We start from the raw sequence: 23,372 nt of genomic DNA, 5'->3' as shown, positions 1-23,372 counted from the left end.
CCGGAACCGTACGAGCGGCCTCGGAGCGCGCGGTATCCGTAACGTGACTGCACCTGCGTACATGGCCTGAGGCACGGGACTCGGCCGCTTGTAGCCTGGACGGGCCAGGGCGGGGCGACTCCGGCCGAACGCCGCAATTCCGGGAGACTCCGTGGACGAGAACACAGACGAACGCGGTGCGGTCATGGGAACGCGGCCCGAGCCGGACCCGAAGCCGGACCCGGAGTCGGACGCGGGGGACCCGATCGTCGGCCGGGACGCGGAATTGGCACGCCTCTTCCGTGCGGTGGACCCGGTCTCGGCCGACCGGGTGCTGGTGTTGGCCGGCGATGTGGGGACGGGCAAGAGCGCCCTGCTGGAGCACGCGGTGCGCCGGGCTGCGGCCGGCGGTGCCCGCGTACTGCGTGCCGAGGGGAGCGAGTCGGAGTCGAGCCTGGCGTTCTCCGCGCTGCATCAGTTGCTGCGGCCGGTGTCGGCCGACGCCGACGGACTGCCGGGCAGGCAGCGCGCCGCTCTGCGGGATGCCTTCGGTGAGGGGGCGGGCACGTCGGAACCCGACCTCATGCTGGTCGGGGTCGCCGTCCTGAGTCTGCTGTCGGGCCTGGGCGACCACCATCCGGTGCTCGTAGTGCTGGACGATGCGCAGTGGTTCGATCGTGCCTCCTTGGACGTGCTGTCCTTTGTGGCCAGGAGGTTGGAAGGCGAGCCGGTCACGATGGTGGTCGGGGCCCGTAGCGGCGAGCGTCTCCTGGGCTTCGACCGCCACGTGCCCGTGCTCACTCTGGAACCGCTCGACCACGCCGCGGCAAAGCAGTTGCTCGACCTGCAGCCGACGAGCCTCACACCCCACACCAGATCGCGGGTCCTCGACCAGGCAGGCGGCAACCCGCTGGCGCTGGTGGAACTGACGAGGGCGGCCTCGGCGCAGGCCGCGGCTGCGGGGGAGTCGTCCACTGGCCCGCTGTCCATAGGCTCGCCGTTCGTAGGCTCGCCGTTCGTAGGCTCGCCGTCCGTAGGCCCGCTGTCCGCAAGTGCGCTGTCCGCAGGCCCACTTCCCCTCACCGATCACCTGGAGCAGATCTTCGCCGCCCGCCTGGATGGCCTCCCGGCCTCCACCGCGCGGGCGCTGCTGCTCCTGGCCGCCATGGACAGCGCCGACTCCGCGAGCACGGTCTCCGCGGCCGCTGTCCCGGCGAGGCTGCCGGACGCCGAGGACGCGGCCTGGCTGCCGGCCGAACGGGCCGGCCTGGTCCGGCTGACCGGCGGCCGAGAGGTCCGGTTCCGCCACCCGCTGGTCCGGTCCGCCGTGTATCACGCTGCCCCCTTCAGCGCCCGGCGCGAGGCTCACCTCACGCTCGCCGAGATACTGCGGGACGAACCCGACCGGAGAGCCTGGCATCTCGCGGCCGCCTGCCGGCACCCGGACGCGGCCGTGTCGGCGGAGCTGGAGCGCACCGCCGGACGGGCCCGCCGCCGGGGCGGCCATGCGGCGGCCGCCCAAGCCCTGCAGCGCGCCGCGGAACTCGCACCGCACCGCGAGGACGCTGCCCGGCTGCTGGTCGAAGCCGCTGCGGCAGCCGTGTTCACCGGCGACATGGCTTGGGTCGAGGAACTGGTCGCCGCGGCACGCACACGCACGGACGACGCGGCTCTGCTGGCCTCCGCCGCCGTACAGGCCGGACGGCTGGCGGTTCTGACCGCGCGCCACACCGTGGTCTTCTCCCGACTGGCCGAGGTGGCCGCGGAGTTGACGGCGACTCAGCCCGAGGCTGCTCTTGACCTCGTGGCCGGTGCCGCCGTGGTCCGCTTCTACTCCGGAGAGGAATCCCAGCTCCACCGCATCCGGGACATCCTGCGACGTCTTCCCGAGAACGCCTCCCACGCGGCCTTGCGCACCTGGGTGAGGGTCGTGTCGGACCCGTACGGCGACCGGGCCCAACTCGTAGCCCTGCTACCGCAGTTGAGCGCCGAGGCGGAAGGCCGGCCGGAGCGGCTCACCGCCGTCGGGATCATGGCGTGGCTCCTGGACGAAACCCCTCGGGCCGTCCGCGCCTTCGACGAGGCCTTCGGCCGCTGGGAACTGCAGGGGACGCTGCCCGAGGGGCTGGGCGGCGCAGTGGCCTGGTCCTATGTGGAGCGAGGGCGGTGGGAACAGGCCCGTGAGGCCTGCGCCCGCACCACCGCTGTCGGCCGGGCGGCCGGCCTCGACCACGCCGTGGCCTGTGCGGCCGCCGTGGACGCCACTCTGCTGGCGTTCCAGGGCGACGTTTCCTCGTCGCGGACCCGGGCCGAGGACGCGCTCACCCTGATCGATCCGCTGGAGAGCCGCTCGGTCGCCGTCTACGCCCATCGTGCGCTCGGTGCCGCCGCAGCCGCGGAAGGCGACTACGAGACCGCGTACGGCCAACTCCGCATGGTCTTCACGGCAGATGGGTCGCCCGTGCACTACCACGCCTCCTATCCGGCCCTCGCCGACCTGGCCGCCGCCGCTGTGCGCTGCGGCCGCCACGAGGAGGCTGCCGCGATCGTCGAGCGCTCGGCACGCGCGCTGGCGGACAACGCTTCGCCTCGTCTGCGTGCGCTGATCAGCCGAGCCCGTGGCCTCCTGGCGGACCCGGAGGACGCCGAGCCGCATTTCCGGGCGGCGCCGGCGGACCCGCTCCTGGAGTACTGGCCCTTCGAACGCGCACAGGCCCTGCTCGACCTCGCCGAGTGGCTGCGGCGCCGTCGGCGCATCGCAGAGGCGCGGGGGCCGCTCACCGAGGCCCTGGGGACCTTCCGTCGTCTGGGCGCGCACCCGTGGATCGAGCGTGCCCGGGCCGAATCGCGCGCCGCCGGCCTCGACGTCACGGACGCGGTCCCCGACGCGCTCGCCGAACTCTCCTCGCAGCAGCGGCAGATCGTCCGGCTCGCCGCCCGCGGGCTGACCAACCGTGAGATCGGCGAGAAGCTCTTCCTCTCCCCGCGCACGGTCAGCTCACACCTCTACCGCAGCTTCCCCAAGCTGGGCATCACCGCCCGTTCCCAGCTGCGCGACCTCGTCGAGGCGACCCTCGCGACGGACACCCGCCAGGGAGGGACGCTGGTTGCAGCCCATGTCAACGGGGCCGGGGCCGCACCCGGCTCTACGCAGGGTGCGGCGGCGCGGGCGGGGACCACACGCCCATCCACTGTTCCGCGCCCCACTCCTCGAACCGTTGCACCTCGGTGAACCCCAGCTTCGCCGCGAGGCGCATCGAGCGGTCATTGGCGGTCTGGGTGCAGAGCACCACCGGCTCGCCGGGAACCGCGTCGGCGAACCAGCCGAGCGCCGCCGCGCACGCCTCGGCCGCGTACCCGTGCCCCCACGCCTCCGGCAGGAACATGTAGCCCAGCTCGGCCTCCTCGGCCTCGTCGGCGTCCGGGCGGATGTGTCCCGGGCGCTCCGCGTCGCGGCGTTCGATTGTGACCGAGCCGATCATCGATCCGGCGAGATCGATCACGAAAACGCCAGGACGCCGCCCGGGCAGCTCAGGGACCTCGCGTTCGAGTTCGTCAATGGGGCGAGGGCCACCGAGGTAGGTGCGCACCTCCGGCGACGCGAACAGCTCGATGAACACCGCACGGTCTCGGGCCTCGGACTCGCGGAGCACGAGCCGTTCGGTCCTTATCGGGGCGGGTGGCCAGGCGACGGGTCCGAGTTCTGCCATGGCGGGCAACCTATCGCACGCCTGTGAGAGCGATCGGATGGACGGCTTGCTCGGGGACCAGGCCCAGGGGCTTGCGGGTGGAGCGCTCGGCGGTTCTGCGGGCGAGCTGGCCGACGATGTTGGTGGCGGGCTGGATCTCCTCGCGCGGCGTGCTGTGGGGCACCGTGGGCGGCACGTGGGGCTGGGCGGCGAACGCGGCGACGGTGGGCAGCGCGGTTGCGGCGAGGGTGCCGAGAACGATGAGGAGGGCTCGTAGACGCGCGGACACGGGGGAGTCCTTCCGGGGCGGCGGACGCGGACTTGGGCATTGCTCGCCACCGAGGGGCACGGGCGGGGAGCCCCTCGGTGGCGGGCGTCAGGACTGTGCCTCACTGGTCGGGACTGGACGGGGAGCCGCAGGTCAGGCCGCGGGCGCCAGGTCGACCTTGCCCGGGTCGATGCTCGGGGCAACCGGCGTCGGGGCGGGCTTGGACTCGTCGGCCGGCTTCGGCGTCGGCGTTGGTGTCGGCTTCGGCTTGGCGGTCTCGTCGGCGGGCTTGGGTGCGGTGTCCGGGGAGACGTCGGGGAGCGGCTCCGGGGCCGGGGTGGGCTCCGGGTCCGGGTCCGGCGTGGGGTCGGGGTCCGGCGTCGGGTCCGGCTCAGGGGTGGGGTCCGGCTCAGGGGTGGGGGTGGGGTCAGGCTTGGGGGTTGGGTCCGGCTTGGGGGTGGGGTCTTCCTTCGCCTTGTCCACCCAGGAGCTGAGCTTGCCGTCCGGGGACAGCACGATGTGCAGCCCGTTGTTCTCACCGGAGGCGGAGCGCCCGTTCGCGTCCAGGGTGCCGATGCCGGCACTGCCGACGGTGCCGCCGTATATGTCGGCCTGCCAGTGGTTGGTGGAGAGCTTGTACACCTTGGCCATGGAGCCGTCGGCGAGGGTGTCGATGCGGACCAGCTCACGCTTGCCCGGCTTCGGCTTCGGCTTGGGCTTCGGGGTGGGCTTGGGTGCGGGCTTGGCCCGATCCGCCCAGGAGGTCACCACACCGCGCGGAGTGAGCTTGACGTGCAGACCGTTCAGGTTCGCCAGCGAGTTCTTGCCGAACGCGTTCAGGCCGCCGATCTTCTTGCCGTGGAAGAGGATGTCGGCCTGGTACTTGTTCTTGCCGAGTTTGTAGACCTTGACCGTGTGCCCCTTCGAGGCGAGCTTCACGGTCTTGACGTAGACGCGCTTGTGCTGGTGCTTGTGCTTGTGCTTGTGCTGTGTCTTGGCGTGCGCCGCAGCCTCCACCGTGGCGACGCCGGGCTCGTGCTGAGTGGCCGCGATGGCGCCGGAGGCGGCACCGAGAGTGATGGCGGTGGCGGTGGCGGCGGTGACGATGCTGGTACGCAGGGCGCGAGAGGTCATACGCATGGGAAGGAAGGCCCTTCAGGGTCTCGGATTCTCGTGATCCTCGTGGAGTGGCCGCCCCGTTGCGGCGACATCTACGAAGTTACGCACCTCACATCAAGGCGACCCATAAGGAATGTAACGAGCAAAAGGTATATAAGCCGCAGAATCCTCACGGGATCGGCCGCCTGACCGAAAGGCCTCTCGCCCCACCCACTGTGACTGAAGCCATACGCACCGTCGCATGCGCCTACTCGTCAAGCGGGGCCACGGACCGCCACGATCCGGCCGTCGCGCACCATGCAGTTGCCGGGCCACAGGTCCCACTCGGCGAACCGGGGCTCGGTCACCTCGTCCAGCGAATCGGCGTGGGCGGCCACGATCTTACGGATGACGTCGTACTCGCGCAGCAGGGCGGCGGCGCTGAGGATCATCCGGTCACGGCTGTCACTCTTGCGCGGAATCATCGGCCTACCCCTTCGATGACGAGGTGGCCTGGAGCGGCGGTGAGCGGGGCTACCTGTCGGTAACTCGGCGTCGTACGCCGTCGCCTTCCCGGCGGCCGAAGCGGTGGTGGTGGAGGCGGTGAGGGCGGACGACGCCGCTGCGGCTCTGGCGAACGCGTTCCACGCGGCTGTGCCGCCCACGGCGAGTGAGAAGGCCAGCGCGCCTGTTCCGAGGAGCAGGCGCCGATGGTGGACACGGACACGGACACGCTTCGTGCTTCGAGTGGGTGTCATGGTGCGATCTTCGAGCGGGCTCTTGCGGAACTGCACGCCTTATTGCGGGCTCGCAAAAAGTCCCGAAGGGCGGTACGAGGCGGCGTCGTTGCTAGTGCTGGTGTGCGTGAGCAGGCGCATGTGCGGTCAGGAGAGGCGGGTCACCGCTCCTGAGACGAACCACTGGACGAGGGCGGCGGCCAGGTGCACGCCGGCCCGTGCGGCTTCCAGCGATTCGGGGACCGTGGCGCTCTGCGCACCGTGCCGGGAGGTCTGCCCCTCCCACAGGGCCCGCATCATCGCCTCCATCGGTGCGATCGGATCACCGCTCGGCGGGGTCACGAAGGCGGTGGCGAACTTGTGCCGGGCGTTCCTGATCTCTCCGAGCATCGTGCCGAGGGTGGCCTTGGCGTTGTTCGGCTGGACGACGGCGTGCGCGGCGGACTCCACGGCCTTGATGGACTCGCTGTACGCACGCACCGGGTCGGGGCTCCGCCCGTAGGCCGCCTGCCAGGCTGCGGCAAGGTGATCGGCGGCCGACCCGGCGGCGGACGCGGTCGCCGCGTCGGCGACGGTGTGGCGCACCGCGTCCCGCACGACGGGGGTGACTCGCTCCTCCAGTCCGTCCGCGGCCTCGCCGACCCGATAGGCGGACCCGGCGTCGTCGAGAATCCGGCCGAGTTCCTCGGCCTCCCGCGGCGTCGCGGCGCGGGCGCGGAGCACTTCGTCCACCACGTCGAGCAGCTGTACGCCGACGGCCCTGACGAGCGGCCCCACGTAGTCCGCCTCCGCCCAACGGGCGTCCGAGAACGGAGCGATCCGCAGGCGCAGGCAGATGGGACGGGCTGTGCTGTGCATCGGTGAACCCTTGTAGTGGAGCACGCCTTTGACCCAGCGCTGAAGCGGCACGAGGAGGTGCTTGGGCACGTCCTCGAAGGGGCCGTCGTGCTCGGGAGCGGCGGCGAGGCCGGCACGGACGGAGAAGCGCGGGCGGTTTCCGGTCGTCATGACCAGAAGGTACCGGCGGACGGCATGTGTCGGATAATACGTCGGGTTCGGGCCGCTTCCTGGCTCGCTCGACGGCCACACGGGGATTCACTCGACGGCACATGAGAGTTCGCCCGACGGCACACGAGGGTTCGCTCGACGGCACACCGGGAAACGAAGCGGACGCTGTCGTCCGACCGCGTTGTCCGCCCGTGTTGTCCGACCGCTTTCGTCCACCAAGTCACCCACGGCGCCCCAGGCCGCGCCGAGTTCGGAGTTCCGGCAGTGCTTTTCGACGTCAACCGCAGCGCGCTCGTCGACACCTTCGGCGAGGACCGGATCGCGACGCTGCCCATCGCCGCCTTCCCGCCCTCCGCCGCCGACACGGAGGGTGCCCGCCTCCTGCAGACCGTCGGCGCCCCCACCGGAACGCTCTGGCTGCGCGAACCCGACGAGGACTCCGGACTGCTGCCCCTCGTCCAGGATGTCGTCGACGCCGAGGACTTCGAGGACGCGCCGCAGGATGCAGGCCAATGGCCCGTCATCGGCTGGCTGCTCAACGCCCACCTCGCCCTCGACCCCGGTTCAGGCAAGGTGTACGCCTTCGACGCCGATGAGGAGGCCGTGCGGGAACTCCACACGGACGTCTCCTCCCTCGTCCACGTCACACTCCGGTTCCAGCGCCTGCTCGAGGAGTTCTCCTTCAGCGGCGACGAAAGCGACGAGGAAGCCGGCTTCGAGCGCCTGGAGCGCGAGGTCGAGCGTGTCGCCCAGGAGACGAGCAGCATCGACCCGCTCCCCTTCCGGGACGACGAGACCGTCTGGTCGGTGATCGGAGAGGAGATCGCCATGGGTCAGCGTTTCAAGGGCGACAGCCCGGGTGCCCGTTCGCTCCACCGGTGACCGCCGACGCGGCACGATCGGCGGTCACGCAACGCTGCGGCCGTGCGGCCGGGCGGCGTTCGGTCAGGGCTTCACGGCCACCGCGCCGAACTGGGGGAGTACGACAGCGGAGTCCGGCTCGGCGCGCCATTGCGAGCACGACACGAGGCCGGGAGTGAGGAGCTCCAGTCCTTCGAAGAACGCGCTGATCTCTGCGCGGCTTCGGGCGGTGATCGGCGGGGTGGCGTTCTCGTTCCAGAACTTCATGGCCTCGACGTTGCCCTCACCGCCGAGGTCGGTGTCGGTGGTCGGGTGCGTCATCGCCAGATAGCTGCCGGAGGGCACCGAGGCCATGACTCGGCGCACGATGTCCAGTGCCTTGCCCGTGTCGAGGATGAAGTTGAGGATGCCCAGCATCATGACCGCGACGGGCTGTTCGAGGTCGAGGGTCGCTGACGCGCCCTCGATGACGCTGCCCGGGTGGTGGACGTCGGCATCGATGTAGTCGGTGGCTCCCTGCGGGGTGCCGACCAGCAGGCTGCGGGCGTGGACGAGCACGATGGGGTCGTTGTCGACGTAGACGATCCGTGACTCGGGTGCGATCCGCTGCGCGATCTCGTGGGTGTTGTCCAGGGTCGGCAGTCCGGTGCCGACGTCCAGGAACTGCCGCACGCCGCACTCGCCGGTCAGGAACCGGACGGCGCGGCCGAGGAACTCACGGTCCGCACGCGCCACGTCCCGGATCACGGGGAACATCGTGGCGACCTGGTCACCGACCTGCTGGTCGACCTCGTAGTGGTCTTTCCCGCCGATCCAGTAGTTCCACACCCGTGCGTTGTGAGCGACACCTGTGTTCAGCCTGCCCGACACATCTGACGGGTGTTGGTTCCCACTCACGTCTTTCCCTCTCCGCGCGCACGAGTTGCCATGATGGCCATTGTGATGGGCCTGGACCACAGTGTCCGGGGATTCCGCCGCATCCGCAGGCGCCCTCAAGCCCTCCGTCCCAGCCGCTCGTTCCAGGGCGTGGGCGTCTGTGCAGGTCAACGGCCGTTCCGGTGTTCCAACGTCCCGTACCACCGGCCTTTTGTGGCGGGCGGGACAGATCGCGGCCCAGGCTGTGGGTCGTCCGAGCAGCTCACTCGCCGGACGGCTACCACTCACGCACCACTCACGAATCACCCGCGCACCACTCACACACCACTCAGGAATCACCTGCGCACCACTCACACACCACTCACGAATCACCCACGCACCACTCACCGCACTCATGGAGTTCTCGATGCGTTCGCGTCTTGCCACCCGTTCCACTCGTTCCACCCGTCTCGTCCTGACCGCAGTGGCCGCCGCGGCCCTCGCCACCACCGCCGCCACCACCGCCGCCGGCACCGCCCTCGCCGTCGGCGGCCAGAGCAAGGCCCCCGTCGAGCAGGTCTGCGGGAGCACCGACCTGACCTTCAAGGTCACCGAGAAGACACAGGCCGGCGGCTACCTCCTCGTGACCGCCAAGGCCAAGCCCGGCATCACCTGCTACCTCGAGGGCACCATCCCCGCCGCGGCCTTCGGCTCCCACTCCGACCGGCAGGTCGCCCCCATCGAGCAGGCCGTCACCGACACCATCAAGCTCTCCGGTTCCACCGCCGCCTACGCCGGCATCAATCCCAAGTCGACCAACGGCGACTTCGGCGCGGAGTTCGACCAGATGGTCATCGCTGTCGCCGGGGACGAGGCGGGCGCCATCTCCGTGCGCCTGCCCAGCACGACCCTGGTCGACAAGCCGCTGAGCACCAACTGGCACGCCGACCCGGCCGACGCCGTTCCGGTCGGCTGACGCCGTTCCGGTCAGCTGACGCTGTTCCGTTCAGCCGACGCCCCGTGCCGTGCGGCCCGCCCTCCTGCGCCACCACAGGCGGGAAGGGGCCGCACGGCTCGGCCGGTCCGCGTTTCCCGCCAGGCGTTATTCTGTGGCGGCGGTCGACGACATAGCCCGTGACCAGTGGCTTTTCAGGACGAAGCGGCCGCGTACATGCAGAAAGCTCAGGTTATGGACTACCAGGCCGTTCTCGAAGAAGTCGCAGCCTTCGCCCGGCCGCTCGTGGGCCGCGGCCAGGTGGCGCGGTACATTCCGGCTCTCGCGGGCGTGGACGCCGAGCGCTTCGGCATCGCGGTGGCCGACGTCAACGGTGACGTGCACGGGGTGGGGGACTGGCAGGAGCCCTTCTCCGTCCAGTCCATCTCGAAGGCCTTCAGCCTCGCGCTCGTCCTGGCGGAGGGCGGCGAGCGGATCTGGGACCGGGTCGGCACGGAGCCGTCCGGCAACCCCTTCAACTCGCTGGTCCAGCTCGAGTACGAGAACGGCATCCCGCGGAACCCGTTCATCAACGCCGGTGCGCTGGTCGTCACCGACCGGCTGCAGAGCCTCACCGGAGACGCCGCCACGACGATGCTGGAGTTCCTGCGCACGGAGAGCGGCAACCCGGACGTCGCCGTCGATCCCGTGGTGGCGGCCTCCGAGGCCGAGCACGGCGACCGCAACGCGGCTCTCGCGCACTTCATGGCGAGCTACGGCAACCTCGACAATCCCGTGTCCACGGTGCTCGAGCACTACTTCCGGCAGTGCGCGATCCGTATGAGCTGCCGCGATCTCGCCCTCGCGGGGGCCTTCCTGGCCCGGCACGGGCTGCGTGGCGACGGCACGCGTCTGCTGCCCGCGCGCGAGGCGAAGCAGGTCAACGCGGTCATGCTCACCTGCGGTACGTATGACGCGGCGGGCAGCTTCGCCTACCGCGTCGGTCTGCCCGGCAAGAGCGGTGTCGGCGGCGGCATCGTCGCGGTGATCCCCGGCCGCTGCACCCTGTGTGTCTGGAGCCCGGGCCTGGACACGTACGGCAACTCCGTGGCGGGCGTGGCGGCGCTCGACCACTTCACGACGGTGACGGGCTGGTCGGTGTTCTAGCCGGTGTTCTAGCCGGTGTTCCGGCCGTCGTCCCGACAGGAGCCGTGCAGCATGTGTCGGGTGGACGCCCTCGCCTCGATGACACGCTGACGGCATGAACGAAGCGACGATCAGCGACGGCTACGTGTCCGAGTTCGTGGAGAAGGGGTTTCTCCGTGTCGAGGGGGCGTTCTCCCGTCACCTCGCTGCCGAGTGCCGGGACATCATGTGGCGAGACATCGACGGCGAGCCCGATGACCCGTCGACGTGGCAGAACCCCGTGGTGCGGCTCGGCGCCTATGGCCAGGAGCCCTTCCGCGCCGCCGCCAACTCCACACGCCTGCGTGCCGCGCTCGACGTACTCGTAGGGGAGGGGCGCTGGGCGCCCCTCGGCGGGCTCGGTACGTTCCCGGTGCGGTTCCCCAGCGACATGGAGCCGGGCGACGACGGATGGCACATCGACGCGAGTTTCCCGGGCGACGATCCCGCAGACTTTATGTCCTACCGGGTGAACGTGGCCTCCCGCGGGCGGTGGCTGCTGATGCTGTTCCTGATGTCCGACGTGGGGGAAGACGACGCGCCCACCCGGATACGCGTCGGGTCCCACCTGGACGTCGCCGCGCTTCTCGCACCCGAGGGTGAGGCCGGCCTGCCCTTCATGGACCTCGCGGAGCGCGCCGTGCCCGCCACCGATCACCGGCCGCTCGCCCTGGCCACCGGCCGGGCCGGGGACGTCTACCTCTGCCACCCCTTCCTCGTGCACGCCGCGCAGGCGCACCGAGGTGTCGAGCCCCGCTTCATGGCGCAGCCGCCGCTGCTTCCCGTGCCGGGGCAGGGGCCGAGCATCGAACGGCCCGACGGCGAGCGCTCCCCGGTGGAGACCGCGATCCTGCGAGGCGTCGGACGCCGACTCCGGTAGAAGCCGACGTGTCACTGCGAGAAGCCGACGTGTCCCTGCGAGAGACCGACGTGTCCCTGCGAGAAGCCGACGGGTTACTGCTCGCCGACGGGTGGCTGCCGGGCGAGGAACTCCTTGAACGCCGCCCTCTGCTTCGGGCCCATGAAGCCTTGGCGGACATCGCGGGCCTTCTCCTGGAGCCAGTCCACCTCGCCCGGCTCCAGGAGCTCGGCGACCACGACACCCTCGCGGGCCACCGCCGTGCGTCCTCCGGCGCGACGCCGAAAGAGCGTGAACGCGCCGAACTCCCTCGGGTGGTCCAGCTCCGGCTCCGCAGTCGCGGTCCGGCCCCCGTCCCCGACGTCATTCCGCGGGTAGGCGGTGGGGGCCCAGTGTTCCCAGAGCGCCAGCGTGGCCGAGGGCACCAGCACCGCGTGTTCCGCCTCCCGGTCCCCCTCCCACAGGAACGTGACATTGACGGGCTCGCCGACCGCCTGGGCCAGCCCGAGCGCCTTCCCCACGTCATCGTCGATCGGGTGGTCCACCACGACGTTGATCCGTATGCCCATGGCTCGCGAGACTATCGGCTGCGTCGGGGCCGCCCCGCGTCGCCGCCGTGGCATGGCCCGTGACCTGGGAAAATGTCGCAACTGTATAAGATGTGGAGGAACTTCACCGGCCGCAGCAGCGAGGTACGACAATGAGCCAGCCCGCACCGACTCCGGTCGTTCGACGCGTGGACGCAAGACACCGTTACGAGATCCTGGTCGACGACAAGGCCGCCGGATTCACCGCGTACCGCGACCGCGACGACCGGCGCGTGTTCTTCCACACCGAGATCGACGACGCCTACGCGGGGCAGGGCCTCGCCTCGATCCTCGTACGGGAGGCGTTGGACGACGTGCGGAGCGCGGGCCTGCGCATCGTGCCGGTCTGCCCCTATGTGGCCAAGTTCCTGAAGAAGCACGAGGAGTACGCCGATCTCGCCGACGAGGTGACCCCCGAGGTCGTGGAGTGGCTGGACGGTGCGCTGAAGCGCTGAAGCGCTGACGCGAGGCGCGGCGGGCGATCGAGCGGGGCCATGATGGGCGAGGGCTTGCCCGGGGACGGGGACGGGGACGGGGACGGGGACGCGGCCGGGGACGAGGGCTGGGGCAGGGAAGGGGAAGGCAACGGCACGTCGAGCCTTCCCCCTCTGATGGGGCGCGCCGCGCAGCTCGCGGTCATCGACGCCGCCCTCGCGGGCATCCGTTCCACCGGCACATCCGTGATCCTGCGCGGCGACCCCGGCACGGGGCGGACCGCGCTGTTGAGGTCGGCCGAGGAGACAGCGCGTCGCGCCGGGTTGCGTGTGCTGCGGATGACCGGCGCCGAGGCCGAGTCGGGGCTGCCGTTCGCCGCCCTCCACCAGGTCCTCTGGCCGCTGCTCGCCGATGCGCGAGGGCTGACGGAGGAGCAACGGCGCGCCCTGGAAAGCGCGTTGGGTATCCGTGAGGAGGCGCCGCCCGAAGGGTTCACCGTGGCGAGCGCCGCCCTCACCCTGCTCGCCCACGCCGCCGCGCGTCGACCCGTCGTCGTACTGCTCGACGACCTGCAGTGGGCCGATCCGTCCAGCATCGCCGTGTTCGGATACGTACAACGGCATCTGGCCCCGCTTCCCGTCGTCGCCATCGGCGCGACCCGGCGAGCGGGCGACACGGCCGGCCGCGCACCGGCCGCAGCCAGGGAGAAGCGCGACGCCACCCAGGGACCGCCGGGGCAGGTGATCGAGCTGCCGCCGTTGGACGCGGCACAGGCCGAGCGGCTGCTTCGTAAGATCCACCCCTCTCTGCCCGAGGGGGCGCGCCGCAGAGTGCTGCGGGCCGCCGGCGGCAACCCGCTCGCGCTGCACGAACTGCCGGAGCAGCTGCGGCGGTTGACCGCGGACCGCGCCGAGTTCCTCGCGGGCCCCACCCCGCCGCGGCTGACCGAATCCTTCGACACCCTGCCCCTGGGAGAGCGCCTCGGGCGGCTGTACGAGGACAGGCTGCGCGCCCTGCCCGATGCCGCCCGGAGCCTGCTGCTGGTGGCCGCCCTCGGCGACGCGTCCACCCGGGACGGCACCGTGCTGCGGGACATGGCGGACCGTGAGCCGGGCACGCCGTGGTCCGAGGTCCGGGACGACATCGAGAACTCCGGTCTCGCGCACACCGACCCGGAGAGCGGACGCGTGGCCTTCCACCATCCGCTGGTGCGCGCCTGCCTGGTGCACATCGCCTCACCGGCGGAGCGCCGCGCCGCCCACCGCCTGCTCGCCGACGCGCTGCCCGCGAGAAGCCCCCGCCGAGCCCTGCACCTGGCCGCCGCGACACTCGGCACGGACGGCGAACTGGCCGCACTGCTCCACGCCGAGGCCGACAGCATGGCAGCCCAGGGCGGCGACCCCGAGGCGGCGGAGCTGATGGCGCGGGCGGCCCGGCTGAGTCCTGACCCGGCGAGCAGAACCGCACGCCTCGTCGGCGCCGCGGCGATCGCCGTACGGAGCGGCCGACCGCACCTCGCGGCGGAACTCGTCGCCGAGGCCGAGACGGAGGCCTGCCCCGGAAAGCCCGAACCCGCCGCCCCGTACGCCTTCGCCGTCGCCTGCTCCCGCCTCCAGCTCGACGCCGACCCGAACCCCTCGATCGAGCTGCTCCCCGCCGTCCTGGACGCGCCGCCGGCACCGGAGGGCGAGGACGAGCGGGCCGCACTGCGCGAACCGATGCTCTTCCTTCTCCTGGTCGCGGCCGCACTCACCGGCGACGAACGAGCATGGGCCGCCGTCGAACGCCACGCGCCGCACGCCTCCCCGGCGGCCGCGCTGTGCCGGGACGCCTGGGCCGGTCCGGGCCGGGCCGATTCCGGGAGGACGACCGGTCAGGGGCGGGCCCTCCACGAAGTGCCGCTCCGGCTGCGCGAGATGGTCGCGGCTCTGCCGTCGGACCGTGAGACCACCGCTGCCTGGCTCCTGCTGTGGGCGGCCACCGCCGTCGACGCCGTCGGCGAGCACGACGCGCTCTGGAGCGCCTTCGCGCGCCGCCACGCGTACGCCACGCAGACGTTCATCGACAGCCTGGGCGGCCCACGACGATGTCCTCCACGGACGCTGGGACGCCGCCCTCACCGCCTCCCGGGCGGGCGCACGGACCTCCGCGGAGCACGGGTACGCGCTGGCCGAGACGCTGTTCCTGCAGAACGTCGGACAGGTCCTCGCCGCACGAGGGGACCGCGTCGGACTGGCCGACCTGGAGTCCGCACTCGGCACGCACGCCGGGGCCCGGGGCCTGCGCCCGGTCACCGAGCGGCTGCGCGGGGCGAAGGTGCTGTGCGCGCTCGGCCACGGTCTCGTCGAGGAGGCGTGGCACCACGCACGCGGTCTCGTGCCGCCCGGCGAGATCGACGAGATTCCCGACCGGAGCCCGTGGCTCCATCTGTCGCTGGTCGACTGGGTGCAGGCCGCGGTCGACAGCGGGCGGCGAGCGGAGGCCCGGCGCCGCCTGCTCGCGGTCCGCTCGTCCGGTATCGCCCGCGTATCGGCGCACCACACCTTCCTGGTGACCGTCGCGGAGGCCCTCGCCGCGGAGGAGGACGAGGCCAAGGAGCGGTACGAGGCCGTGTACGCCCTGCCGGGCGCGGAGAGTTGGCCCTTCCCGCTCGCCCGGGCCCGCCTGGCCCACGCCGTGTGGCTCCAGCGGCACGGTCGTCCGGAGCGGGCGGCTGAGCACTGCCGGGCCGCGCTCACCGTGTTCACCCGCCTCGGCGCCGCGCCCTGGGCCGCACAGGCGTCCCGGCAACTCGCCGCGGCCACTGCGGACGCCGGGATGCCCGGGGCGGACCGGACGGCCATGGGGCACCGGCCGAGCGAAGAGCACCGGCCGAGCGAAGAGCACCGGCCGACCGAAGAGCACTGGCACCCCTCACTCTCGGCACAGGAGACCCGCATCGCCGAACTCGCGGCGCAAGGGCTGACCAACCGGCAGATCGGTGAGCGGCTCGGTCTGTCGCCGCGGACGATCGGCGCGCACCTCTACCGCGTCTTCCCGAAGCTCGGGATCACGACGCGGGCGGGCATCGCTCGTGCCCTCGAAGGCGGAGTCGAAGGCGACCGCACCGGCTCAGGAGTCCGGCAGGGCCCTCGCCAGAGCGGCCCGTGAAGTGACGCCCAACTTCGGGAAGATCCGGTACAGATGGGCCCCGACTGTCCGCGGTGACAGCCGCAGCGTCGCGCCGACCTCCTTGTTCGTCAGGCCGGTGGAGACGAGCCGGGCGATGCGGAGCTCCTGGGCCGTCAGCACGCCGGCCGGAACAACGGTGACGTTCGGAGCAGCAGGTGCGGGTCGCGGCACTGCCAGGCGTTCGGCGGCCCGCAGTTCCGCCCGGCACTGCGCCACCCAGGGCTCGGCGCGCAGCTCCCGAAAAGCGCGGGCCGCGGCGCGCAACGATTCCGCCGCCTCGGCGTACCGCCCCCGGCGGCGCAGCCGTGCACCGTGCGACAGACGCAGCCGCGCGAGGTCGAAGACCCACTCGCCGGAGCCCCGCACCGCGCAGGCCGCCGCGTACGCCGCGTCGGCGTCCTCGTCGTCGGCGGTGACCGCGGTCGCGGCGGCCAGCAGGAAGGCGTGGTGCGCGGAGACGGAGTCCATCCCCGCCGCCCGCCCGGCCGCGACATGGGCGAGTGCCTCCGCGCGGCGGCCGGAGTACAGACTCGCGACGACGAAGTCGAAGAAGGGCAGGTGGAACCAGGCGAGGCCGCCCGGCAGTTCGCCCGGCGCCATCAGGCGCCGCAGCAGCGCGTACGCCTCCTCGTGCCGCCCGTGCGCCAGGGCGGCCAGGGCTTCGAGGCGGTCCAGGTGGTCGGTGACGAACCGCATCCGTGCCCGCGCCGCCGCCGGTTCGATCCGTGCCCGCACCGTGCGCAGCCCCCGCTCGTCGCCGCGGCCCGCAAGGAAGTGCGCGTAGTAGTGCCGGAAGAGCAGGGCATTGCAGTGATAGCCGAGTTCCTCCGCGATGTCGGCCTCGCGCAGGCACTCCTCCGCGGCGTCCCAGCGGCCCCGCAGGAACGCCTGATGGGACCGCGCCTTGGCGACGGACCCCTGCGTGGCGTACGTGTGCTCGTCGTTGAAGAGCCGCCACAGCTCGTCGTCGGCGGCGTCCACCGCCGACGCCGCCCACAACAGCAGCCACGCGCCGGCGGTCTCCCGCTGCACCGCCATACGCGCCACGAGCGCCCGCAGGTCCGCCTCCGCGCCGTGCGCCGTGCGCGGCGGGTCCGACCAGGCACGATGACAGAGCAGGGCCGCGGGGGAGAGGTGCTCCCGATGCCGCTCCAGCGCCTCCCACCCCCGCGGGTCGCCCGTGTACGCCGAGGCCAGCAGCAATTTGAACGCCATCTGCTCGACGAGGTCGCCGAACACCGGCGCACCGGGCGCGGTCAGCGCGGCCAGGGCCCCCGGCAACAGCGCGAACGACGAGGCGAAGTCGACGTGATGACTCTGGTCGACGTACACGACCGCGTAGGCGAACAACGGGGCGATGTCGTCGGGCACCGGGCCGCGACGGATCTCCGTCACCAGTTCCGCCGCGTGCGCGAGGCGTCCGCCGCGGGCCGACATCACGGCGGCCCACGTCAGCCGCCGCGCCCGGTCGTCCGGGCCGGCCCCGAGAGCCGCCGCACGGTCGAGGAGCAGCGCCGCCTCCGCGTCACCGCCGCGCAACGCGATGCGGGTCCCGGCTTCCTGGAGCCGCGCGGCGAGCGGTTCGTCCGTGCCGTCCGCGGCGGACGCCTCGTGCAGCAGCCGACGGGGATCGTCCGTGCGCAGCCCCTCCGCCAGCATCAGGTGCGCGGCGCGCCGCTCCGCCGCCGACGCGGAGGCGATCACCGCACTGCGTACCAGAGGGTGCCGGAAGACCAGCCGCCCCGCGGCGTCCAGCCGGGCGAGACCGCTCGCCTCGATACGGCCGAGAACCCATTCGGCACGGTCGCGCGCCGCCCGTCTGACAGCGTCGCTCCCGAGGGTGGCGGCCCCGTCCAGCGCGGTGAGCAGCAGGGCCCGCGCCGCGTCCTCGGGAAGTGATAGCAGCCGCCGTGCGAACAGCGCCTCCAGGCGCTCTCCCAGCGGCAGCCGCTCCGGCAGCGGTACGACGCCCCTGCGGTGCTCGGCCGCCAACTGGCCGGGAAGTTCGGCCAGGGCCAGCGGGTTGCCCGCCGCCTCGTCCACGACGCGCCGGGCGGTGGCGGCCGCGAGCCCCGGGTGCCAGCGCCGCAGCAGCGCGCGGGCATCCTCGCCCGACAGCGCCTCGACGTCCACCGGGTGTGCGGGCCAGCCCTCCAGGGCGGAGCGGTCGGGCCTGCTCGTGCACACCATGACCACGGGGAGTTCGGCGATCCGCTGGTGGAGGAAGACGAAGACGGCCGCGCTGGACGGGTCCACCCAGTGCAGGTCGTCGACGAGGACGAGGACCGGACGGCGGCGCGCCTCCTCCGCGAGCAGCGCCAGCGCGGCCGCGCCCACCATGAACCCCTCCGGGGGAAGCCCGTCCCGCAGACCGAGGGCCCGTTCGAGCGCGAGCCGCTGGTGCGGGGGCAGCGCACGGGAGTTCTCCCGCAGCGGCCGCAGCACATGGTGCAGCGCGCCGAAGGCGATGCCGGACTCCGACGCGTCGCCCTCGACGCGCAGAACGGTGAAGGCGTCCCGTGCGGCGCGCACGGCCGTCCAGTCCAGCAAGGTGGTCTTCCCGATACCGGCCTCGCCGCGCAGCACCGTCGCCGAGCCGCCCGCCCCGGTCCGCGCGCGCTCCAGGGACCGCTCCAGCAGCGCCTGTTCGCGCCGACGGCCGACGAGTGTCCTGTCGCCCTGCCCGTTCCCCATGACCTTCCCCTTGTCGGCTCGGTTCGGCTCGCGGACCGTCCGACCGCACTCTGTCGCGTACGCCCCGGACCACCGCGACACCACCGTGACACCGTCGTGATGCCCCACCGTGCACGGCTTGTGCCCCTGCCCGCAGGGAACCCCGCACGCTCTCCTCATCGACGGCCGGCCATCGCAGGCTGGCGGCGTGAGCCCGACGACGACCATGACCATCCGCCCCGCCGCCTCCGACGACACCCCTCGCGAGGGGAGCGCGGTCCACACGCACGGCTTCCTCCACGCACGTACGGTGCGGGGCACAGCGCAGTCCGTACGGCACTGCCCTGAAGGTGACGCGATCACCGACCCGTACGTCCTGCTGGGCATCCACAGCGTCGGGAGGGCCGCCCTCGTCCGGCGGGGGATCACCGAGGTCTGTCTGCCGGGTGACCTCTTCGCCTGCGACGGAGCGGAGCCGTTCGTGCTGGACGAGGAGGGCGGCTTCGAACTGCACCTCGTGCGGATCCCGAGGCGCGTGCTCACCCTCACCGACCGTCAGGTGCGGGACCTCGGCGGCCGGGCCCCCTTCGCGGACGGGACGGTCGCGCCGCTGCTCGGTCCGCTGCTGCGCGACGTCGCCGGAGCCCGGTCCGGCGACCCGTCACGGACGGCGCTCCGGCTGGCGGGCGCGGTCGCAGACCTGGTCGGGCTGCTCGCGGTCGAGGACGCCGGGAGCGGAACGAGGGACGGTGGGCAGGACCGCGAGGCCCTGATCGGCCGGCTGTGCGCGTACGTCGACGCGAACCTGTGGGACAGGAACCTGACCCCGGCGAGTGTCGCCGAGGCCCAGCACATCTCGATCCGCTATCTGCACAAGCTCTTCGAGGGGCGGGGCAGCACGGTCGGCCGGTGGATCCAGCACCGCCGCCTGGAGGAGGCGCGGCGCGAACTGGCCCGCCCCGGGCGCGACGACATCACGGTGTCGGCGGTCGCACGGCGCTGGGGTTTCGCCAGCGCCACGCACTTCAGCCGCAGCTTCCGCGCGGCGTACGGCATGTCGCCCAGCGACTGGCGCGACGGCAGGACCAGACCGGTCGAGGCGTGCGCAACCGTGTGCCCCTGACGGCACGGTCGGCGCGCGGCCGGGTGCGACCGCTGTCGGCGCGCTCTTCGACCGGTGTCAGCGGGCTCCCGGCTCGACCGCCACCAGACGCCGCCACTGCTGTGGCGAGTGACCGTGGACGGCCTTGAAGGCGCGGCTGAAGTGCGCCGCGCTGCGAAAGCCCCACCGGGACGCCACCACGGCGATGGAGGGGCTCACCCGCCCGCGCCGCGCGAGCTCGTCGGCGCACCTCTCGACGCGCTGACGCTGGATCAGCCTGCCCACGGTGACACCCTCGGCCTCGAACAGGCGGTGGAGGTAGCGGACCGAGACGAGATGCGCCGCGGCGATGCGTTCCGCGGACAGCTCCGGGTCGCCGAGGTGGCGTTCGATGTACTCGAGGATCGTGACGACCAGGGGGTGGCGGCCCGCTCCCGGCGGTCCCTCCGCGTCCTGGGCGAGATCCTCGACCAGACCGGCGACGAGGTCCGCGATGACGCCTCCGAGCCGCTCGGCCACCGGAGCCGGCACCCGGGACTGCGACGCGTCCAACCTCGGGAGCAGGACGGGCAGGAGCGCGGCCGCACCCCCGGACGGCGTGACGGCCCGAGCCGTGAGCGAGCGCAGCGGAGCCGCGGGCAGATGCAGTGCATGCAGGGGAATCCGGAAGAGGAGAGTCCGGGACCGGGCCTTCCGCTCGACCGAGAAGGCGCGGCGCAGGTCGATCAGGGCCAGTTCCCCGCTCTCCACGGGCGTGCCGCGCCCGTCCTGCGCAAGGTGCGCTGTCCCGTCGAGGGGCACCAGCAGCGCGACCGCGTCCGCCGGGCCGGTCGCGGCTTGCGCGGGTGAGCGCGGTCTTCGCACGAGGCGCAGCGGCCCGGCCTCGCAGGCGAGCATGCGTACGTATCCGAAGTGGTGGAGCGTCACGGTTCCGTTCGCGCGCGCGGCCGGGTCGGCGGCTTCGACGACGGGCGTGAGCCACTGCGAGAAGGCGGCCTCCACGTCGGCCGATGTCTCGGCGCCGGGTGATGCGGCGGTCACGGGTCGAGCGTTCACGAAGGGCTCCCTTCAACCGTCCCCGGGCCGGTGCGCGGTGCGTGGCGGAGGGGGACGGTCGCCCCTGGCCCACGGCCCTCGACGCGAGTCTCGGCCGACCGGCGGCGCAGGCGTTAGGTCATATGACTGCCCTTCGCCGCGCGGGCCGACCGCCGATGAGGGAGGCGCCCGAACTGTGCACGCAGCGGCATGGATCCGTAGGGTGGCCGCGCCCCTTTCGGGCCGGCGGCGTCCTAGGGTGAGTACTCCGTGCCCGGCGGAGCCGCGAACGGCCCAGTGATCCGCCCCTCGTGCAGGAGTCCTCGTGGAAGCAGACGTTCCGGCCGCCCGGGAGACACCTGTCCTCGAACGGCGGACGCGCGCCTTCGCCGAGGCGTACGCGTGCCCCGCGCCCGTGGAGTCCGACGCCACCGCGTCCCGGACCCGTATGGCGGCCCTCTGGGACGGCGGCGGCTCCGACGAACCGGACGTCGAGGAGGAGTGGCTGGCGCTGCCGGGGCCCGACGGCAGACGCATCCGGGTACGGATCCTGCGCCCCGCGGGCACGGACGAACCCCTGCCTGTCGTGCTCTACCTGCACGGACTCGGCTGGATGCTCACTGACGCGTACGCGCACCGGCGGCTGGTGGCGGATCTGGTCCTCGGCGCGGACGCCGCGGTCGTCGTTCCCGAGTACGACATACCGGAGGACGCGCGGCACCCGCACGCCGTGGAGCGTGCCTACACCATCGCCCGGTGGGTCGCCGGGCACGGCGCGGAATGCGGCCTGGACGGGACCAGGATGGCGGTCGTCGGCGCCAGCGCCGGCGCCCAGCAGGCGGCGACCCTCACCCTCGTGGCGCGGGAGCGCGGCGGGCCGGACTTCCGCCACCAGGTGCTGGTGTGCCCGGTGACGGACGCGTCGATGGACACCCCGTCGTACCACCGGTTCGCGGACGGGTACTTCCTGAGCAGGGCCGCCATGCGCGGTTACTGGCAGCAGTACGCGCCGGACCGCGAGAGCCGGACGCACGATGTCGTCTCGCCGCTGCGCGCACCGGTGAGCCGGCTGCGCGGGCTGCCGGCCGCGCTGGTCCTCACGGCCGAGGCCGATGTTCTCCGCGACGAGGGCGAGGCGTACGCGGCACGCCTGAGGGAAGCGGACGTGCCGGTCGTGTCGATCCGCTACCAGGGAACGATCCACGGCTTCGTCCTGTTCGACCTCCTCCGCCGCACGGAGGCGTCGAGGGCCGCCCGCATCCAGGTGACGGACACACTGCATGCCGCCCTGCACGCGGCCTGAGAGCCTGTGTCAGCCCGCGTCGGCCTCCTTGGCGCCGGGGCTTTCGCGGTGGCGCCGCCACTCGCTGGGGGACGCGCCGTACGCCGCCTGGAAGCGGCGGCTGAAGTGGCTGGGGCTGCTGAAACCGCAGCGGGCGGCGACCGCCGCGACGGTGAGGCGGTCGTAGCGGGGCGCGGCCAGCATCTCGCGTGCCTTGGCGAGGCGTTCGGTGATGAGCCACTGTTCGAGGCTGATGCCCGCGTCGTTGAGCAGGAGGTAGAGCCTGCGCACGGAGACGGCGTGCTCCCGGGCGATCCGCTCGGGCGTCAGATCGCGGTCCGCGAGGTGGCGGCGCGCGAAGGCCAGGATCCGCGTGAGCAGCGTCTCGTCCATCGTCGACCGGACGGCGGGGGCGTCCTCGGCGTGCGCGGCCGACAGGAGCAGCGCGCGGACGAGTTCGGTGGTGGCCGTGGCGAGGGCCCCGGCGCCCGGGTCGGACTCCAGGCGCCCCGGATCGCGCCACATCCCTCGCAGGTGGTTCAGGACGAGGTCGTACATCGGGCTCGCGCGCAGCCGCTGCGAGGCCTGCACGACCGCCTCCACCGGTACGTCGAGGCGGCTCATGTCGAACATCACGGACTGGGACGCGCCGTCGCCCGACCAGCCGTACACGCGGGGCGACAGCTCGTGGAAGACGCAGATGTCGTCCGGGCCCAGGACCTGCTGCCGCCCCGCGACTTCGGCGCGGTGGGCGCCCTGCGGCTGGAGCGAGACGGAGACGACGGGGCTGCTCCGGTGGTGACGCACATGCCGTTCGTACCGCCGCACCTCGAAGCCCGAGTTGCGGGTGGAGAAGAGATCGAGGCCACCCACGCGCCACAGCTCCATGCGCGCGTGGATGCCCGCTTCAGGCTCCTCGTGGACGACCTCGTTGGGCACCGACGAGTCGGTCAGCGCGTGGTGGAACGCGTCCACGCGCTCGCGCGGCGCCACGGTGGAAAGATCGACGAGCAGCACGGAACCCCCAAGACAAGTACCCCCGGGGAGGACATTCTGCCTTATTGAAAACTCAAGTACACCGGCCCCATCGGAACCAGCAGAAGCACCAGCACCGCCAGCGCGGAAGCGAACCCCAGCAGGCTCCGCAGGAGGAGCCGTCGCCGCAGTACGCGGTACGTCTCCTCGTACTCGGCACGCAGTTGCCGCCCCCGGCGGGCGATGTGCTGCCAGCCGTGCCGGGTGAGCGACAGATGCTCCTCGGTGTAGAGGCGCTCCACCTCGGCGCGTTGCGTGTCGGTCAGCCAGGGGAGCCGCCGGGTGAAGTGCCGCGCCGCCGTGCGGCCGTCGGCGCGGGCGGCCTCCACGAGGAGATGGCCCTCGATCTCGTTGATGAAGGCACGTACACGCACCGGGCGGTCGTCCATCGCCGTCATCGCAGGGCCCGCTGCTCGGCCGCCGCGATCTCAGGGTGGTGCAGGTCGAACGCCGGTGACTCCGAGCGGATGCGGGGGATCGTCTCGAAGTTGTGCCGCGGGGGCGGGCAGGACGTCGCCCACTCCAGCGAACGGCCGTAACCCCACGGGTCGTCGACCTCGATCTTCTTGCCGTACTTGG

General features: G+C 72.3%; 21 protein-coding genes and 1 pseudogene. 10 read left to right on the top strand and 12 right to left on the bottom strand.

The genetic code is table 11. From position 1 onward, the window contains the following. The first annotated feature begins 184 nt into the window (after positions 1-184). Positions 185-3,211 carry an AAA family ATPase gene (locus AB0N81_RS31160; RefSeq protein ID WP_365364365.1) on the top strand — a complete coding sequence of 1,009 codons (3,027 nt, stop codon included), beginning with the start codon at positions 185-187 and terminating at the stop codon, positions 3,209-3,211. On the opposite strand, the gene AB0N81_RS31155 is transcribed toward AB0N81_RS31160, so the two are convergent. From AB0N81_RS31155 to AB0N81_RS31135, 5 genes are all read right to left on the bottom strand, one after another. Next, positions 3,126-3,689, bottom strand: a complete 564-nt coding sequence (locus AB0N81_RS31155; protein WP_365364183.1) for a GNAT family N-acetyltransferase — start codon at positions 3,687-3,689, stop codon at positions 3,126-3,128. The genes AB0N81_RS31160 and AB0N81_RS31155 overlap by 86 nt on opposite strands. 10 nt (positions 3,690-3,699) lie before the next feature. After that, positions 3,700-3,957 (bottom strand): hypothetical protein, encoded by a 258-nt coding sequence (locus AB0N81_RS31150; RefSeq protein ID WP_365364181.1) that lies wholly within the window; start codon positions 3,955-3,957, stop codon positions 3,700-3,702. Positions 3,958-4,089: 132 nt separating this feature from the next. Next, on the bottom strand, positions 4,090-5,076 hold the full coding sequence (locus AB0N81_RS31145; RefSeq protein WP_365364179.1) for a hypothetical protein: 987 nt from the start codon (positions 5,074-5,076) through the stop codon (positions 4,090-4,092). A gap of 233 nt (positions 5,077-5,309) precedes the next feature. After that, positions 5,310-5,519: a hypothetical protein gene (locus AB0N81_RS31140; RefSeq protein WP_365364177.1), complete on the bottom strand. Its 210-nt coding sequence runs from the start codon at positions 5,517-5,519 to the stop codon at positions 5,310-5,312. Between the two features lie 399 nt (positions 5,520-5,918). Next, the gene (locus AB0N81_RS31135; RefSeq protein ID WP_365364175.1) at positions 5,919-6,779 is read right to left on the bottom strand and encodes a hypothetical protein; all 861 of its coding nucleotides are present in this window, start codon (positions 6,777-6,779) and stop codon (positions 5,919-5,921) included. Positions 6,780-7,043: 264 nt separating this feature from the next. Here AB0N81_RS31135 and AB0N81_RS31130 point away from each other — a divergent pair, with 264 nt between their 5' ends. After that, positions 7,044-7,661, top strand: a complete 618-nt coding sequence (locus tag AB0N81_RS31130; protein WP_365364173.1) for an SUKH-4 family immunity protein — start codon at positions 7,044-7,046, stop codon at positions 7,659-7,661. 63 nt (positions 7,662-7,724) lie between these two features. Here the strand turns inward: AB0N81_RS31130 and AB0N81_RS31125 are convergent, their stop codons facing one another. After that, entirely contained in the window at positions 7,725-8,537 is an 813-nt protein-coding gene (locus AB0N81_RS31125; RefSeq protein ID WP_365364171.1) for an SAM-dependent methyltransferase, read from the bottom strand. A gap of 385 nt (positions 8,538-8,922) precedes the next feature. Here AB0N81_RS31125 and AB0N81_RS31120 point away from each other — a divergent pair, with 385 nt between their 5' ends. The 3 genes from AB0N81_RS31120 (at position 8,923) to AB0N81_RS31110 (ending at position 11,494) form a co-directional block, all read left to right on the top strand. Then, a complete protein-coding gene (locus tag AB0N81_RS31120) occupies positions 8,923-9,471 on the top strand; it encodes a DUF4232 domain-containing protein (protein ID WP_365364169.1) in 549 nt (182 codons plus the stop codon). 213 nt (positions 9,472-9,684) lie between these two features. Beyond that, positions 9,685-10,596: a glutaminase gene (locus AB0N81_RS31115; RefSeq protein WP_365364364.1), complete on the top strand. Its 912-nt coding sequence runs from the start codon at positions 9,685-9,687 to the stop codon at positions 10,594-10,596. Positions 10,597-10,690: 94 nt separating this feature from the next. Next, on the top strand, positions 10,691-11,494 hold the full coding sequence (locus tag AB0N81_RS31110; protein WP_365364167.1) for a phytanoyl-CoA dioxygenase family protein: 804 nt from the start codon (positions 10,691-10,693) through the stop codon (positions 11,492-11,494). Positions 11,495-11,568: 74 nt separating this feature from the next. Here AB0N81_RS31110 and AB0N81_RS31105 read toward each other — a convergent pair whose 3' ends face one another. After that, entirely contained in the window at positions 11,569-12,042 is a 474-nt protein-coding gene (locus AB0N81_RS31105) for a hypothetical protein (protein WP_365364165.1), read from the bottom strand. A gap of 131 nt (positions 12,043-12,173) precedes the next feature. Here AB0N81_RS31105 and AB0N81_RS31100 point away from each other — a divergent pair, with 131 nt between their 5' ends. From AB0N81_RS31100 to AB0N81_RS31090, 3 genes are all read left to right on the top strand, one after another. Beyond that, complete coding sequence (locus AB0N81_RS31100) at positions 12,174-12,515, top strand: GNAT family N-acetyltransferase (RefSeq protein ID WP_365364162.1); 342 nt, start codon at positions 12,174-12,176, stop codon at positions 12,513-12,515. Between the two features lie 54 nt (positions 12,516-12,569). After that, the gene (locus AB0N81_RS31095) at positions 12,570-15,212 is read left to right on the top strand and encodes an ATP-binding protein (RefSeq protein WP_365364159.1); all 2,643 of its coding nucleotides are present in this window, start codon (positions 12,570-12,572) and stop codon (positions 15,210-15,212) included. Positions 15,213-15,312: 100 nt separating this feature from the next. After that, positions 15,313-15,645 (top strand): helix-turn-helix transcriptional regulator, encoded by a 333-nt coding sequence (locus tag AB0N81_RS31090; protein ID WP_365364362.1) that lies wholly within the window; start codon positions 15,313-15,315, stop codon positions 15,643-15,645. Here the strand turns inward: AB0N81_RS31090 and AB0N81_RS31085 are convergent. Further along, positions 15,607-18,360 (bottom strand): AAA family ATPase, encoded by a 2,754-nt coding sequence (locus AB0N81_RS31085; protein ID WP_365364157.1) that lies wholly within the window; start codon positions 18,358-18,360, stop codon positions 15,607-15,609. The genes AB0N81_RS31090 and AB0N81_RS31085 overlap by 39 nt on opposite strands. Positions 18,361-18,547: 187 nt before the next feature. Here AB0N81_RS31085 and AB0N81_RS31080 point away from each other — a divergent pair, with 187 nt between their 5' ends. Next, positions 18,548-19,462 carry an AraC family transcriptional regulator gene (locus AB0N81_RS31080; RefSeq protein ID WP_365364155.1) on the top strand — a complete coding sequence of 305 codons (915 nt, stop codon included), beginning with the start codon at positions 18,548-18,550 and terminating at the stop codon, positions 19,460-19,462. A 57-nt stretch (positions 19,463-19,519) separates the two neighbouring features. Here the strand turns inward: AB0N81_RS31080 and AB0N81_RS31075 are convergent, their stop codons facing one another. Beyond that, on the bottom strand, positions 19,520-20,497 hold the full coding sequence (locus tag AB0N81_RS31075) for a helix-turn-helix domain-containing protein (RefSeq protein ID WP_365364153.1): 978 nt from the start codon (positions 20,495-20,497) through the stop codon (positions 19,520-19,522). 304 nt (positions 20,498-20,801) lie between these two features. Between AB0N81_RS31075 and AB0N81_RS31070 the strand changes: the two genes are divergently transcribed. Next, positions 20,802-21,779 carry an alpha/beta hydrolase gene (locus tag AB0N81_RS31070; RefSeq protein ID WP_365364151.1) on the top strand — a complete coding sequence of 326 codons (978 nt, stop codon included), beginning with the start codon at positions 20,802-20,804 and terminating at the stop codon, positions 21,777-21,779. A gap of 9 nt (positions 21,780-21,788) precedes the next feature. Here the strand turns inward: AB0N81_RS31070 and AB0N81_RS31065 are convergent, their stop codons facing one another. The 3 genes and pseudogenes from AB0N81_RS31065 to AB0N81_RS31055 all read right to left on the bottom strand — a co-directional run. After that, the gene (locus AB0N81_RS31065) at positions 21,789-22,775 is read right to left on the bottom strand and encodes a helix-turn-helix domain-containing protein (protein ID WP_365364149.1); all 987 of its coding nucleotides are present in this window, start codon (positions 22,773-22,775) and stop codon (positions 21,789-21,791) included. A gap of 41 nt (positions 22,776-22,816) precedes the next feature. Further along, the gene (locus AB0N81_RS31060; RefSeq protein ID WP_365364147.1) at positions 22,817-23,182 is read right to left on the bottom strand and encodes a hypothetical protein; all 366 of its coding nucleotides are present in this window, start codon (positions 23,180-23,182) and stop codon (positions 22,817-22,819) included. 5 nt (positions 23,183-23,187) lie between these two features. Next, a pseudogene (locus tag AB0N81_RS31055) lies at positions 23,188-23,372 on the bottom strand (cytochrome ubiquinol oxidase subunit I); the annotation flags it as partial.

The sequence above is a fragment of the Streptomyces sp. NPDC093510 genome, assembly GCF_040683555.1.
Lineage (GTDB): Bacteria > Actinomycetota > Actinomycetes > Streptomycetales > Streptomycetaceae > Streptomyces.
Note: the sequence above shows the minus strand (reverse complement) of the source record. Positions and strands in the feature narration are given on the sequence as shown.

Bases quoted from the DNA above. Each gene is read 5' to 3' on its own strand.
- AB0N81_RS31120 (WP_365364169.1), top strand. From the start codon at position 8,923: ATGCGTTCGCGTCTTGCCACCCGTTCCACTCGTTCCACCCGTCTCGTC.
- AB0N81_RS31135 (WP_365364175.1), bottom strand. From the start codon at position 6,779: ATGACGACCGGAAACCGCCCGCGCTTCTCCGTCCGTGCCGGCCTCGCC.
- AB0N81_RS31105 (WP_365364165.1), bottom strand. From the start codon at position 12,042: ATGGGCATACGGATCAACGTCGTGGTGGACCACCCGATCGACGATGAC.
- AB0N81_RS31085 (WP_365364157.1), bottom strand. From the start codon at position 18,360: ATGGGGAACGGGCAGGGCGACAGGACACTCGTCGGCCGTCGGCGCGAA.
- AB0N81_RS31100 (WP_365364162.1), top strand. From the start codon at position 12,174: ATGAGCCAGCCCGCACCGACTCCGGTCGTTCGACGCGTGGACGCAAGA.
- AB0N81_RS31160 (WP_365364365.1), top strand. From the start codon at position 185: ATGGGAACGCGGCCCGAGCCGGACCCGAAGCCGGACCCGGAGTCGGAC.
- AB0N81_RS31145 (WP_365364179.1), bottom strand. From the start codon at position 5,076: ATGCGTATGACCTCTCGCGCCCTGCGTACCAGCATCGTCACCGCCGCC.
- AB0N81_RS31110 (WP_365364167.1), top strand. From the start codon at position 10,691: ATGAACGAAGCGACGATCAGCGACGGCTACGTGTCCGAGTTCGTGGAG.
- AB0N81_RS31115 (WP_365364364.1), top strand. From the start codon at position 9,685: ATGGACTACCAGGCCGTTCTCGAAGAAGTCGCAGCCTTCGCCCGGCCG.
- AB0N81_RS31060 (WP_365364147.1), bottom strand. From the start codon at position 23,182: ATGGACGACCGCCCGGTGCGTGTACGTGCCTTCATCAACGAGATCGAG.
- AB0N81_RS31090 (WP_365364362.1), top strand. From the start codon at position 15,313: ATGCCCGGGGCGGACCGGACGGCCATGGGGCACCGGCCGAGCGAAGAG.
- AB0N81_RS31140 (WP_365364177.1), bottom strand. From the start codon at position 5,519: ATGATTCCGCGCAAGAGTGACAGCCGTGACCGGATGATCCTCAGCGCC.
- AB0N81_RS31155 (WP_365364183.1), bottom strand. From the start codon at position 3,689: ATGGCAGAACTCGGACCCGTCGCCTGGCCACCCGCCCCGATAAGGACC.